The sequence below is a fragment of the Gryllotalpicola sp. genome, assembly GCF_027352875.1.
Classification (GTDB): Bacteria; Actinomycetota; Actinomycetes; order Actinomycetales; family Microbacteriaceae; genus Gryllotalpicola.
Genome location: NZ_DAIEII010000078.1, coordinates 1 through 13243 on the forward strand (window position 1 = coordinate 1; position 13243 = coordinate 13243).

A 13243-nucleotide genomic window follows, 5' to 3' on the forward strand; every position below is an offset into this window, starting at 1 on the left:
TTCCGGCTGGACGCCATCCCGTACCTCTACGAGTCCGACGAGGGCAACGGCGAGGGCGAGCCGCAGACGCACGAGTTCCTGCGGCAGTTGAGGCGCATGGTCGACCGCGACTATCCGGGGCGCGTCATGCTCGCCGAGGCGAACCAGTGGCCGCGCGAGGTCGCTGCCTTCTTCGGCTCGGAGGAGGAGCCGGAATGCCACATGGCCTTCGACTTCCCCGTCATGCCGCGCATCTTCTACGCGCTGCGCTCGCAGCGGGTCGACGACCTCGTCGACGTGCTGTCCGAGACGACCGATGTGCCCCCGGGCGCCGGCTGGGGCGTGTTCCTGCGCAACCACGACGAGCTCAGCCTCGAGATGGTGAACGAGGAAGTGCGCCAGGCCATGTACGGCTGGTACGCCTACGACGATCGGATGCGCATCAACGTCGGCATCCGGCGCCGCCTCGCCCCGCTGCTCGACAACGCCCGTGCCGAGCTCGAGCTCGCCCACGCGCTGCTCTTCTCGCTGCCCGGGGCGCCGTTCGTGTACTACGGCGACGAGATCGGCATGGGCGACAACATCTGGCTCGACGATCGGGATTCCTCGCGCACGCCGATGCAGTGGACGCCGGACCGCAACGCCGGGTTCTCCACCGCCGACCCGGGCAAGCTGCACCTGCCGGTGGTGCAGTCGCTCGTCTTCGACTACCGCAACGTGAACGTCGAGTCGCAGCTCGCCCAGTCGCGCTCACTGCTCCACTGGGTGCGCAATGTCGTCTACGTGCGCAAGGCGCACCCGGTGCTCGGGCTGGGCGGCCTGGCGGTCGTGCCGACCTCGTCGCCGTCGGTGCTCGCGTTCGTGCGGCAATCCGCCGGTCCGCCGGCGGCTGCGCCGGCGGTGGAGACCACGGATGCCATCCTCTGCGTGTTCAACTTCGCGCAGAATCCGCTCGCGGTGACGCTGTCGCTCGGCGAGTGGGCGGGGCGTCCGCTCGTCGACGTGTTCGGCGGGGCGGCGTTCCCGGCGGTGCCCGATGACGGCCGCCTGACGCTCACCCTCGGCACGCAGACGTTCTACTGGCTCGCGGTGCGGTGAACGCGCGGTCGGCTCAGGCGGTTGATCGATGGGTCAACAGCGCCGGCCGGCGAAAGGCGGCAGACCAATTCCACGAGCGGGGCCGGTGTCGTAGCCGCCCAATAGAGTCATGGCATGACCTCCTGGGCTGAGCGACTCGGCGTGTTCGACCTCGAGACGACAGGGGTCGACACCGGCACCGCCCGCATCGTCACGGCCTTCGTCGGCGAGCTCGGCGGTGCGGGTGAGGTCCTCTCGCGCAATGACTGGGTCATCGACCCGATGGTCGAGATCCCCGAGGCGGCCGCGGCCGTCCACGGTTACACGACCGAGCGCGTGCAGGAAGAGGGCATGGCCGCCCAGGCCGGCGTGGCCCAGATCATCGCCGCGTTGCGCGGCATCCTGGCGGGCGGGGTACCGGTGGTCGCCTACAACGCTGCGTACGACTTCACCGTGCTCGATCGCGAGGCGCTTCGCTACGGCATCCCGCCGCTCGAGCCGACGCTCGTCGTCGATCCGCTCGTCATCGACAAGGCGCTCGACCGGTACCGCAGGGGCAAGCGCACGCTCGAGTTCACGGCGGCAACCTATGGCGTTCGGCTGGACGATGCGCATGATGCCGGCGCCGACGCCATCGCGGCCGGCCGCGTCGCTCAGGCGCTCGCCGCGAAGTATGGGGCAGACCTCGATCTCTCGGCCGCGGAACTGCACGCCAGGCAGATCGCCTGGTCCGCGGACCAGGCGGCGAGCTACCAGGAATACCGCCGCAGCCGCGGCGAGACCGCCTTCGTCACGTCGGGGGCGTGGCCGCTGCGGTAGTGGCGGATTCCCGACGCACGGTGTGCCGCGTGAGCCAGGTGTAGCCGAAGCCGGCGCCGAGCGCCGCGAGAACCTCGAGGACGTGGATCGGCCAGTGGTCGATGGGCACGTCGAACATCCCGCCGAGGATGCCGAAGTCGGCCGCGGCGAAGAGCACGCCCGTCATGAGCCCGGCGCCGAATCCGATCGCCGCGGCCCGGCGGCCGAGAGGCCGCGTCTCCTGCGTCGCGCGGAACATGGTGAGTGCCAGGCCGCCGATGAGCGCGCCGGCTGCTCCCCCGGCGAGCATCCCCGGGATCGTTCCCGGCGCGGCGACCGCGGACACCAAGATCACCCAGTCGGCGGGACCGCCGCTCATCTCGCCGGCGAACGCGGTCGGCACAGCGAGGAAGCCGGCGACCACCCCCATGGCGATTCCCCACACGACGAACGGCGTCGCGGCGCCGCGCGTCGGGTACCGCTTCTGGACCATGCTCACTCCCTCTTGTCCGCTGGGCAACGAGAAAGGGCCCCCGAAGGAGCCCTTTCGACGGTGCAGACCGTACCGCGCGCACGCTGTGCGCTGCGGGGAAGAACTACTTCTTGGCGGCGCCGAAGTTCTTGAAGCGCTGGTTGAACTTCTCGACGCGGCCGGCCGAGTCCATGATGCGCTGCTTGCCCGTGTAGAACGGGTGCGAGGCGCTGGAGATCTCGACGTCGACGACGGGGTACTCGTTGCCGTCCTCCCACACCACCGTGCGCTCGCCGGAGGTGATGGTCGAACGGGTGAGGAACGACTCGCCCGAGGCGAGGTCGTGGAAGACGACCGGACCGTACGCGGGGTGGGTGTCAGACTTCATGGCTTTTCCTTGCAGACAAAGGGAGGAGATCGTCGGCCGATGGGCCGAGGACCGAGTCTAGCAGAGCAATCCGGCTGTCACCGGGGCGTGGCCCGGCGCAACGATCCCCGGACCGCCGCTCTCAGCCGGCGGACCGGGCCGCATAGCGCCCGCGGTCGCTCGACACCGTCACCGGAATCCCGAACGCCCCGGACAGCGCCTCAGAGGTGAGCACCGACGCGATCGGCCCGGCCGCGGTGACCCGGCCGCCCGAGAGCAGCAGCACATGGGTGAACCCGGTCGGGATCTCCTCGACGTGGTGGGTGACCATGATGATCGCGGGGCTCGTGGCTTCGGCGGCGTACCCGCCCAGCAGCGTCACGAGCTCCTCCCGTGCGCCGAGATCCAGCGAAGCGGCCGGCTCGTCCAGCAGCAGCAGCTCGGGGTCGGCCATGACCGAGCGCGCGATCTGAGCGCGCTTCTGCTCGCCATCGGAGAGGTCGCCGAACTTGCGCTCCTCGAACGCCGCCAGACCCCACTCGGCGAGGACCCGGCGTGCCCGGCGGATGTCGATGTCCTCGTAGGTCTCCTTCCACCGTCCGGTGAAGCCGTAGGCGGCTGTGAGCACCACGTTGAGCACGGACTCGCCCACCGGCAGCCGGCGAGCGAGGGCCGATGATGCGAAGCCGATGTGCGGCTTGAGCTCGGCGAGGTCGGTCTGGCCCACGGTCTCATCGAGCAGACGCACCGTGCCCGAAGTGGGCAGCAGCTGCGCAGCGGCGAGCTGGAGCAGCGTCGTCTTCCCGGCGCCGTTGGGGCCGAGCACCACCCAGCGCTGGTCACTCGTGACCTGCCAGTCGATGCCATCGAGGATCGTCACCCCGTCGCGCACGATCGACACCGATTCGAGGCTGACGACGACGTTCGACATGCAGTCAAGATTAGTCGTCGCCGAGGTCGCCCTCGCCCGCCGCGGCGGGCCGCCGGCCGACCGTCTTACCGGACGGATTCGTAGACGGCGCGAGTCTGGTCGGCGATCCTTGACCACGAGAAGTCCGCCCCGGCGCGGGCCCGGCCGGCGAGACCCATGCGGTGCGCGGCATCCACGTCGGCGAGCACGTCGCGCAGCGTCGCAGCCAGGTCGGCGACGAACCTGTCGGGGTCGATCGGCGTCCCAGTGCCATCCTGCAACTGCTCGATCGGAACCAGACGACCCGTGACGCCGTCGACGACGACCTCGGGGATGCCGCCGGTCGCCGTCCCGACGACGGGCAGGCCGCATGCCATCGCCTCGAGATTCACGATGCCCAGAGGTTCATACACAGAGGGGCATACGAAGACGGTCGCCGCCGTGAGCGCGATGGTGAGTTCGCGGCGGGACAGCGTGCGATCGATCCAGACGACGCCGGAGCGCGCGGACGAGAGCTCCGCCACGAGGCCCGACACCTCGGAAAGGATGTCCGGGGTGTCCGGCTGGCCGGCGCAGAGCACGAGCTGCACTTCGGGAGGCAGAGCCGCCGCGGCGCGCAGCAGATAGGGCAGGCCCTTCTGCCTGGTGATGCGGCCGACGAAGATCACGGTTGGCCGCGACGCGTCGATGCCGAGCGACGCCAGCACCGTGTCATCCGACGCCGGCCCCCACTCGGCGAGGTTGATGCCGTTGTAGATGACATGGGTTCTCGTCGCATCGACGAACGGGTAGGCGCGCAGGATGTCGCGGCGCATCCCCTCGGAGACGGCGATGATGGCGTCGGCGCTCTCATACGCGTTGCGCTCGAGCCACGACGAGACCCGGTAGCCGCCGCCGAGCTGCTCCGCCTTCCATGGCCGCAAGGGCTCGAGCGAGTGGGCGGTGAGCACGTGCGGCGCATCCCACATGAGCTTGCCGATCTGGCCGGCGCCGTTCGTGTACCAGGTGTGCGAATGGATGACGTCGGCGCTCTGGCAGTCATTGGCCATGAGTACGTCGATGCCGAGCGTCGCCACCGCCTGGTTGGCGTGCGCGTACTCGCGCGGCACCGGATACGACTCGACCCCGGGTTCGTGGCGCTCGATTCCGAAAGCGTGGACGACGACGTCGACGCTCGGCCGAAGGGCCTTGACGAGCTCGGCGACATGAACGCCAGCGCCCCCGTAGACCTCCGGCGGATACTCGCGGGTTAACAGATCGACGCGCACGTTCCGAACGCTAGTACAGGCCATCCCCCGGCCATAGTGTTGGTGCTATGGCGGGCGGAAGAAGGATCTTCGGCATTGTCCTCGCCGGCGGCGAAGGCAAGCGGCTGATGCCCCTCACTGCCGACCGGGCCAAGCCGGCCGTGCCATTCGGAGGCCAGTACCGTCTCATCGACTTCGCACTCTCGAACCTCGTCAACTCCGACCTGCGGCAGATCGTCGTGCTGACCCAGTACAAGTCGCACTCGATGGATCGCCACATCGCGACGACCTGGCGCCTCAACGCGATGCTGGGATCGTATGTGTCGTCGGTGCCCGCTCAGCAGCGGCTCGGGAAGCGCTGGTTCTCCGGCAGTGCGGACGCCATCCTGCAGAACCTCAACCTCATCCACGACGCCCGGCCCGACTACATCGTCGTCGTCGGTGCCGACCACGTGTACCGCATGGATTTCACCCAGATGGTCGAGGCGCATATCGCCCTGGGGGCATCCGTCACCGTCGCAGCGATCCGCCAGCCCATCGCTCTGGCAGGCCAGTTCGGCGTCATCGAGCCTGACGTGGAGCATCCTGAGCGGATCGCCGCCTTTCTCGAGAAGCCGTCCCACCCGGTCGGGCTCGCCGACGACCCGGGCGAGGTGCTTGCCTCGATGGGCAACTACGTGTTCACGGCGGAGGCGCTGCTCGACGCGGTCCTCCGCGATGGAGCGCGGCCCGAGTCCAACCACGACATGGGCGGTGACATCATTCCGGCGTTCGTCGCAGCGGGCGAGGCGGCCGTGTACGACTTCCGCGACAACGACGTTCCCGGCTCGACTGACCGCGACCGCGACTACTGGCGCGATGTCGGCACGATCGAGTCGTTCTTCGACGCGCATCGGGACCTCATCCTGCCGCTGCCGATCTTCAACCTCTACAACCGCGAGTGGCCGATCTTCTCGCAGGAGCTCAACTCGCCCCCGGCGAAGATCGTGCGGGACGCCCGGGGCTCGCTGAGCCAGGCGATCGACTCGCTGTTCTCGCTCGGCACCGTCATCTCGGGCGCCCACGTCGAGCGCAGCGTCCTCGGCCCGTGGACGGTCATCGAGTCGGCGCACGTGGCCGATACCGTCGCCTTCGACCGGGTCGTCGTCGAACCGGGGGCCGAGGTGCGCCGCGCTATCCTCGACAAGGATGTCGTCGTCGAGGCGGGAGCGAAGATCGGGGTCGACCCGGCCCGCGACCGGGCCCGCGGGTTCACCGTGACCGAGACCGGCATCACCGTCGTCGGAAAGGGAGTTCGCGTCGTTCCATGAGCGCTTTTCTCGTCGTCCTGGACGCTGATTCGACACTGCTGCACGACGAGGTCATCGAGCTCATCGCGGCGGAGGCGGGCACCGAGCCCCTCGTGGCCTCGATCACGGCGCGGGCGATGCACGGCGAGCTCGACTTCGTCCAGTCGCTGCGCGAGCGGGTCGGCACGTTTGCCGGATTGCCCGAGTCGGCGCTCGTCCGGGTGCGCGCGCGCGTCACGGTGACGAAGGGCGCGTCCGAGCTGGTGACTGCCGTGCAGGCCGCCGGCGGCGCCGTCGGCGTCGTCTCCGGCGGCTTCCACGAGATCCTGGATCCCATCGCCGCCGCGCTCGGCCTCGACTTCCTGCGCGCCAACCGCCTCGGTGTGGCCGATGGCCGCCTCACCGGCGAGGTCGACGGGCCGATCGTGGATGCTGTGGCGAAGGCCGCCTCGCTCGTCGAGTGGTCCGAGCGCAGCGGAATCCCGCTCTCGCGCACCGTCGCGGTCGGCGACGGCGCCAATGACCTGCAGATGATGCAGGAGGCGGCGCTCTCGGTCGCGTTCAACGCCAAGCCCGTGGTGCGCGAGCGCGCCGATGTCGCCGTCAACCGCCGCGACCTCTCCCAGGTGCTGCCCCTGCTCGGATTGCGCGGGTGACGTGCTCGCTTCCCCGGCCGTAGCGATCCGCGCGCCGGGCAGGGACCGGCGCGGCGATAAGCACAGCGGCTAGTGCCCCATCCCCAAGCCGCCATCGACGGGGATGACGGCGCCGGAGATGTACGCTGCGTCGTCCGAGGCGAGCCAGGCGACGGTCTTCGCAACCTCGGCCGCCGTGCCGTAGCGGCCGGCGGGAATCGCCTTCCGGTACTCGGCCTTCTGATCCTCCGGCAGTTCCGCGGTCATGTCGGTCTCGATGAAGCCCGGTGCGACGACGTTCGCGGTGATGCCGCGGCCGCCGAGCTCGCGGGTGAGCGAGCGGGCCATGCCGACGAGGCCGGCCTTCGAGGCGGAGTAGTTGATCTGGCCCGGGCCGCCGTAGAGGCCGACGACGGAAGAGATGAGGATGACGCGGCCGAAGCGCGCCTTGAGGAATCCCTTCGCTGCGCGCTTGAGTACGCGGAAGGCGCCGCCGAGGTTGGTGTCGACGACGACGTCGAAGTCCTCCTCGCTCATGCGCAGCAGCAGCTGGTCGCGGGTGATGCCGGCGTTGGCGACGACGACCTCGACGGGCCCGAGTTTCTCCTCGACTTGCGAGAACGCGGCATCGATGCTCGCGTAGTCCGTCACGTCGGCGCGGACGGTGAGCGTTCCCTCCGGCCCCTCCCCCGAGCGGGCTGTGACGGCGACGCGGTGGCCGCGCGCGGCGAACTCAGCGGCGATCGCGAAGCCGATGCCTCGGTTGCCGCCGGTGATGAGAACGGTGCGGATGGGTTCAGGCACGCGTCACAGCGTAGCGACCCCGCCTCTCGGCGGTGGGCCCGCCGCGCGACGGTCCGCGGGACGGTCGCTGTTGAGGGGCCACTCGCGGGTGCGCAGGCTTAGGCTGAAGGCCTCATGAAGCAGTCGCGCGCGAGCATCACCTCGCTGCCGCTCTCTCCCGACGAGGAGCGCAAGAAGCGCATGATCGAGTACTCGATCATGATGGGCATCCGTGTGCTCTGCGTGTTCGTGTGCTTCGGGATGGCCCTGGTCGGCTTGGGCGGGTGGTGGATTCTCATCCCCGCCGTGGGTGCGGTGTTCCTGCCGTACTTCGCCGTGGTCGTCGGCAACGCCGCGCGCTCCGGCGGCGGCACCGAGCCGCTGCACCCGGCGAACCTGCGCGAGCTGCCGCACGGCCCGTCGGACGACGCGGCCGGCCCCGCACCGGAGGACGACCAGAAGTGAGCCTGCCCGGCGGCGCGCCCGGTGTTCCGCGCCGGGGTGAGTGGCGGTTCGTCTTCCAGCGGCGGTGGCTCGTCTACATCGCCTGCGCGATCGTGTTCGCCTTCGCCTGCGTGCTGCTCTCGAACTGGCAGCAGGCCCGCGGCCGCGAGGCACAGGCCGAGAACGACCTCGTCGGTCGCAACTGGACCGCGGCTCCGGTCCCGCTCGCCGACGCGGTGCCGTCGCTCGGCGCGTGGAACCCGCAGACGGAGTGGGAGCAGGTCACCGTGACCGGCAGGTACCTCGCCGCCGAGCAGTACTTCGTCCGCAACCGGGCGACCGACAACGGCCCCGGACTCGAGGTGCTCGTACCGCTGCAGACGGATTCCGGCGTCTTCGTCGTCGACCGCGGCTGGGTGCCTTCGCCCAATCACGGCGGCTTCCCCGCGTCGGTCGACGCCGCTCCGGGCGGGAGCGTCACCGTGACGGTGCGGCTGCGTCAGAGCGAGCCGACGCTGCCCGGGCAATCCGCTCAGGGCCGGAGCATCGGAACGATCAACCTGCCGCAGCTCGCGGGCCTCCTGCAGGGCGCCGGCGTCTCGAGCGCCTACACGGGCGCATACGGGCTGCTCGTCTCCGAGGATCCGGCACCCCGGCCGTCGGCCTCGGCCGAGCATCTCACGCCCGTCGTCGCCGATCCGCCCTATGCCGACACCGGCATGCACTGGTCGTACATGATCCAGTGGCTGATCTTCGCCGTCATCGGGTTCTTCGGTCTCGGCTACGCGATCCGCCTCGAGTATCGGAGGCGCCGCGAGGGCGACCCCGAGATCGTTGCGCAGGATGCGGCGCGCGCCGCTCGCCAGCGGATTCGCTATGCGGCCTCCGATGCCGCTGTGGAAGACAGCATCGTCGACTCTTCGACAGGTCGGCGGGGAACCTGACCCGGGCGTGGCTTCGGACGTGCGAGCGATTCGCGTAGCGAATCGCGCCGTCTCCTACGAGAGCTCCACGAGCTCGAGGTACTCCCTCGTGAAGATGTCCTCGGTGCCCTCGGGCATGACGAGGACGCGTTCGGGGTTCAAGGCTTCGACGGCACCGTGGTCGTGCGAGACGAGCACGACGGCACCGGAGTAGTGCGCGAGCGCGTCGAGGATCTCGTCGCGGGATGCCGGGTCGAGGTTGTTCGTCGGCTCGTCGAGCAGCAGCAGGTTGGCCGCCGAGACGACGAGCATCGCGAGGGCCAGGCGCGTCTTCTCGCCGCCGGAGAGGACCCCGGCGGGTTTCAGCACGTCGTCGCCGGTGAAGAGGAACGAGCCGAGCACGCGCCGGGCCTCGGTCTCGGTGAGCTGCGGTGACGCACTCACCATGTTCTGGAGCACCGAGCGCGCCACGTCGATCGTCTCGTGCTCCTGGGCGTAGTAGCCGATCTTGAGCCCGTGGCCGGCGATGATCTCGCCGGTATCAGGGGCGTCCACCCCGGCGAGGATGCGCAGCAGCGTGGTCTTGCCGGCGCCGTTGAGGCCGAGGATGACGACCTTGGAGCCGCGGTCGATGGCGAGGTCGACCGCCGTGAAGATCTCGAGCGAACCGTACGATTTCGACAGATCCGAGCCCATGAGCGGGGTCTTGCCCACCGGCGCGGGCTCGGGGAAGCGCAGCTTCGCGACCCGGTCGGCCTGCCGGACGTCCTCGAGGCCCGAAAGCATCCGCTCGGCGCGGGCGACCATCTGGTGCGCGGCGGCGGCCTTTGTCGCCTTCGCGCCGAAGCGGGCCGCCTGCAGCTGCAGCGCGGTCGCCTTCTTCTCGACGTTGACGCGCTCCTTCTTGCGCCGCTCCTCGTCGGCAGCGCGCTGCTGCAGGTACCTCTTCCACCCCATGTTGTAGATGTCGATGACCTGGCGGTTCGCATCGAGGTAGAAGACCTTGTTCACCGCCTCCTCGACGAGCGCGACATCGTGCGAGATGACGATGAAACCGCCCTGGTAGCCCTTGAGGAAGTCGCGCAGCCAGACCACGGAGTCGGCGTCGAGGTGGTTCGTCGGCTCGTCGAGGATCATCGTCTCGGCATCCGAGAAGAGGATGCGGGCGAGCTCGATGCGCCGGCGCTGGCCACCGGAGAGCGTTCCGAGCGGCTGATCGAGGATGCGATCCGGCAGGCTGAGGTTCGAGGCGATCGCGGCGGCCTCCGCCTCGGCGGAGTAGCCGCCGAGGGTCTGGAAGCGCTCTTCGAGGTTCGCGTAGCGGCGCATGGCTTTGGCCGCGACATCCGCGTCCGGATCGCCCATGAGGAGCGTCTGCTCGTTCATGCCGACGAGCAGCGAGCCCAGCCCGCGGGCGTCGAGGATGCGGGTGCGGGCGAGCACCGCCGGGTCGGCGGCGCGCGGGTCCTGCGGCAGGTAGCCGAGCTCGCCGGTTCGCTCGACCGTGCCCTCGGTCGGTGCCAGGTCGCCGGCGAGCACCTTCGTCAGCGTCGTCTTGCCGGCGCCGTTGCGCCCGACGAGACCGATCTTGTCACCGCGCTGCACCCGGAAGTCGACGCCGGACATGAGGGTGCGCGCCCCGACTCGGATCTCGAGGTTGGAAACGGCAAGCATGGGTCAATTCTCGCGGACGCGGCAGGGGCCGCCCGCCGCGCAGGCAGTTCGGTGAGCGGATTGGGTCACATGGCGAAGCCGAGCGCGCGCATCATGTCGCGCCCGTCGTCGGTGATGCGCTCGGGGCCCCACGGCGGCATCCACACCCAGTTCATGCGGAACCGGTCCGCGATGCCGTCGAGGGCGTTGGCCGTCTGGTCCTCGATGTCGTCGGTGAGCGGGCAGCCCGCGCTGGTGAGCGTCATGGAGATGACGAGGGCGTCGGCGTCGTCATCCCACGCCAGGTCGTAGATGAGACCGAGGTCGACGATGTTGACGCCGAGCTCCGGGTCGACGACGTCTTTCAGCGCTTCGGTCACCTGATCGAAGCGCTCCGCCGTCAACGAACTCGCCATGGTTCCAGCCTACGTCTCAGTTGGCGCTCGCGGCCGCGACGTAGCGGTCGTAGCCCTCGTCCTCGAGGCGATCGGCGAGCTCGGGGCCGCCCTCCTCGGCGACACGGCCGGCGACGAAGACGTGGACAAAGTCGGGGTGGATGTAGCGCAGGATGCGCGTGTAGTGGGTGATGAGCAGGATGCCGAGGCCGGTGGCCTCGTGCGCGCGGTTGACGCCCTCGGACACGATCTTCAGCGCATCGACGTCGAGGCCGGAATCCGTCTCGTCGAGGACGGCGAACTTCGGCCTGAGGAGCTCGAGCTGCAGGATCTCGTTGCGCTTCTTCTCGCCGCCGGAGAAGCCTTCGTTGACGTTGCGCGAGGCGAAGGACGAGTCCATGCGGAGCCGGTCCATGGCCGCTGTGACGTCCTTGCCCCAGGTGCGGATCGAGGGCGCCGTGCCGTCGATCGCCGTCTTGGCGGTGCGCAGGAAGTTGGTGTTCGTCACGCCGGGGATTTCGACGGGGTACTGCATGGCGAGGAAGAGGCCCGCGCGGGCGCGCTGGTCGGCGGTCATCGCGAGGACGTTCTCGCCGTCGAGGGTGATGGTGCCGCCGGTGACGGTGTACTTGGGGTGGCCGGCGATCGTGTACGCGAGGGTCGACTTGCCCGAGCCGTTGGGGCCCATGATGGCGTGCACCTCGCCCGACTTCACGGTGAGGTCGACGCCGCGGAGGATCTCCTTGACGTCCTGCTCGGTCTTGACGGTGGTCTTAAGATCTCTGATCTCGAGGACTGACATGGTCTACAGCGCTTTCTTGACGGACGGGTCGATGAGGATGTCGCCATCCTCGACAACGACCTCGAAGACGGGAACCGGCTCGAAGGCCGGTAAGTTGAGGGGCTTGCCGGTGAGGAGCGAGAAGCGCGAACCGTGGGCCCAGCACTCCAGCGAGTCGCCTTCGACGAAGCCGTCGGCGAGCGAGATGTCGCCGTGCGTGCACGCGTCGCCGATGGCGTGGATGTCGCCTGCCGAGTCCTTGACGAGGGCGATGGCGACGCCGTCGACGACGACGCGCTTGGGCTCGTTGACCGCGATCTCCTCGACAGCGGCGACCTTGTTCCGGGTCATGCGACCGAAGCTTCCGAGAGTTCTGCTTCGATGGCCGATGTCAGGCGCTCTTCGAGCTCGGGCACGCCGATCTGCTGCACGATCTCGGCGAGGAATCCGCGTACCACGAGACGGCGCGCCTCCTCCTCGGGGATGCCGCGCGACTCCAGGTAGAAGAGCTGCTCGTCGTCGAAGCGGCCCGTCGCGCTGGCGTGGCCGGCGCCGATGATGTCGCCCGTTTCGATCTCGAGGTTCGGTACGGAGTCGGCGCGGGCCCCCTCGGTGAGCACGAGATTGCGGTTCTGCTCGTACGAGTCGGTGCCGACGGCCTTCGGGCCGATGAGCACGTCGCCGATCCAGACGGTGTGCGCGTCTTTGCCCTGCAGCGCACCCTTGTAGGTCACGCGGCTCGTCGTGTGCGGGCCCTCGTGGAAGACGTAGACCTGGTGCTCGAGGTGCTGCCCGGCGTCGGCGAAGTACGCGCCGAGCAGCTGGGCGCTCGATCCGTCGCCGACGAGGTGCGCCGACGGGTTGAGGCGCACCAGCGCGCCGCCGAGGGTGACGACGATGTGCGTGATGGTGGCGTCGCGGCCGGCCCTGACGAAGTGGGATGCCACGTGCCTCGCGGAATCCGCCCACTGCTGCACCGTGACGAGGGTGAGGTGCGCGCCGTCGCCGACGAGGACCTCGACGTTCTCGGTGAGCTGGGCGTCGCCGGAGTTCTCGATGACGAGGGTGGCGCGCGCGTTGGGGGCGACCTCGATCACGGTGTGCGCGGCGCGGGGCGCGGCGCCGGCGCTGTCGCGCACCACCGTGACGGTCTGCGCGTCCTCGCCGGTGATGGAGAGAAGCTGCGCCTTGTCGAAAGCCTGCCAGGCGGCGGCGGAGAGGCGGTCTTCCGGCAGGCCCGCTCCCCCGATGCGCTCGTCGGTGCGCTCGATGAGGGATGCCGCGAAGCCGACCGCATCGCCGCTGACCCGGATGGGCAGCGGAGCGCCGTCGAGCGGGCCGTCCGACAGCGCGGACAGCTCGGCGACCGGCGTGTACTTGAACGCGGCTTCGCGGCCCGTCAGCGCAGCGAAGTCGTCCCGGATGGTGGATTTGGGTCGCTCGGAACGAGTCTGGACGGGGATGAAGGAGGGTTCGGTCTCGATCACGGT

The 13243-nt window shown here is 69.4% G+C and carries 16 protein-coding genes; 6 read left to right on the forward strand and 10 right to left on the reverse strand.

All coding sequences use genetic code 11. The features are described from left to right. Both M7D61_RS09230 and M7D61_RS09235 read left to right on the forward strand, forming a co-directional pair. A partial coding sequence (locus M7D61_RS09230) for an alpha-glucosidase C-terminal domain-containing protein (RefSeq protein ID WP_298229765.1) occupies window positions 1-1077 on the forward strand: 1077 nt, incomplete at its 5' end. Between the two features lie 114 nt (window positions 1078-1191). Beyond that, window positions 1192-1875 carry an exonuclease domain-containing protein gene (locus M7D61_RS09235; protein ID WP_298229767.1) on the forward strand — a complete coding sequence of 228 codons (684 nt, stop codon included), beginning with the start codon at window positions 1192-1194 and terminating at the stop codon, window positions 1873-1875. Here the strand turns inward: M7D61_RS09235 and M7D61_RS09240 are convergent. From M7D61_RS09240 to glgA, 4 genes are all read right to left on the reverse strand, one after another. Beyond that, a complete protein-coding gene (locus tag M7D61_RS09240; RefSeq protein ID WP_298229769.1) occupies window positions 1847-2347 on the reverse strand; it encodes a hypothetical protein in 501 nt (166 codons plus the stop codon). The genes M7D61_RS09235 and M7D61_RS09240 overlap by 29 nt on opposite strands. A gap of 103 nt (window positions 2348-2450) precedes the next feature. Continuing rightward, window positions 2451-2714, reverse strand: coding sequence for a type B 50S ribosomal protein L31 (locus tag M7D61_RS09245; protein WP_298229771.1), 264 nt, complete (start codon window positions 2712-2714; stop codon window positions 2451-2453). 121 nt (window positions 2715-2835) lie between these two features. Then, window positions 2836-3624 (reverse strand): ATP-binding cassette domain-containing protein, encoded by a 789-nt coding sequence (locus M7D61_RS09250; protein ID WP_298229773.1) that lies wholly within the window; start codon window positions 3622-3624, stop codon window positions 2836-2838. Between the two features lie 65 nt (window positions 3625-3689). After that, window positions 3690-4871: a glycogen synthase gene (gene glgA / locus M7D61_RS09255; protein WP_298229775.1), complete on the reverse strand. Its 1182-nt coding sequence runs from the start codon at window positions 4869-4871 to the stop codon at window positions 3690-3692. Window positions 4872-4918: 47 nt separating this feature from the next. Between glgA and M7D61_RS09260 the strand changes: the two genes are divergently transcribed. Continuing rightward, complete coding sequence (locus M7D61_RS09260; RefSeq protein ID WP_298229777.1) at window positions 4919-6160, forward strand: glucose-1-phosphate adenylyltransferase; 1242 nt, start codon at window positions 4919-4921, stop codon at window positions 6158-6160. Further along, window positions 6157-6795 (forward strand): phosphoserine phosphatase SerB, encoded by a 639-nt coding sequence (serB, locus tag M7D61_RS09265; RefSeq protein WP_298229779.1) that lies wholly within the window; start codon window positions 6157-6159, stop codon window positions 6793-6795. Before M7D61_RS09260 ends, serB begins: the two co-directional genes overlap by 4 nt. Before the next feature lie 69 nt (window positions 6796-6864). Here serB and M7D61_RS09270 read toward each other — a convergent pair whose 3' ends face one another. Beyond that, window positions 6865-7578 (reverse strand): beta-ketoacyl-ACP reductase, encoded by a 714-nt coding sequence (locus M7D61_RS09270; protein ID WP_298229781.1) that lies wholly within the window; start codon window positions 7576-7578, stop codon window positions 6865-6867. A gap of 114 nt (window positions 7579-7692) precedes the next feature. Here M7D61_RS09270 and M7D61_RS09275 point away from each other — a divergent pair, with 114 nt between their 5' ends. Further along, the gene (locus M7D61_RS09275; RefSeq protein ID WP_298229783.1) at window positions 7693-8022 is read left to right on the forward strand and encodes a DUF3099 domain-containing protein; all 330 of its coding nucleotides are present in this window, start codon (window positions 7693-7695) and stop codon (window positions 8020-8022) included. Continuing rightward, window positions 8019-8945, forward strand: coding sequence for an SURF1 family protein (locus M7D61_RS09280; RefSeq protein ID WP_298229785.1), 927 nt, complete (start codon window positions 8019-8021; stop codon window positions 8943-8945). Before M7D61_RS09275 ends, M7D61_RS09280 begins: the two co-directional genes overlap by 4 nt. Window positions 8946-8999: 54 nt before the next feature. On the opposite strand, the gene M7D61_RS09285 is transcribed toward M7D61_RS09280, so the two are convergent. The 5 genes from M7D61_RS09285 to sufD form a co-directional block, all read right to left on the reverse strand. Beyond that, complete coding sequence (locus M7D61_RS09285) at window positions 9000-10598, reverse strand: ABC-F family ATP-binding cassette domain-containing protein (protein WP_298229787.1); 1599 nt, start codon at window positions 10596-10598, stop codon at window positions 9000-9002. A gap of 65 nt (window positions 10599-10663) precedes the next feature. Beyond that, window positions 10664-10993, reverse strand: coding sequence for a metal-sulfur cluster assembly factor (locus M7D61_RS09290; protein WP_298229789.1), 330 nt, complete (start codon window positions 10991-10993; stop codon window positions 10664-10666). Between the two features lie 16 nt (window positions 10994-11009). After that, window positions 11010-11774: a Fe-S cluster assembly ATPase SufC gene (sufC, locus tag M7D61_RS09295; RefSeq protein ID WP_298229791.1), complete on the reverse strand. Its 765-nt coding sequence runs from the start codon at window positions 11772-11774 to the stop codon at window positions 11010-11012. A gap of 3 nt (window positions 11775-11777) precedes the next feature. Then, window positions 11778-12104 (reverse strand): non-heme iron oxygenase ferredoxin subunit, encoded by a 327-nt coding sequence (locus tag M7D61_RS09300; protein WP_298229794.1) that lies wholly within the window; start codon window positions 12102-12104, stop codon window positions 11778-11780. After that, complete coding sequence (sufD, locus tag M7D61_RS09305; protein ID WP_298229796.1) at window positions 12101-13240, reverse strand: Fe-S cluster assembly protein SufD; 1140 nt, start codon at window positions 13238-13240, stop codon at window positions 12101-12103. Before sufD ends, M7D61_RS09300 begins: the two co-directional genes overlap by 4 nt. Window positions 13241-13243: the final 3 nt, after the last annotated feature.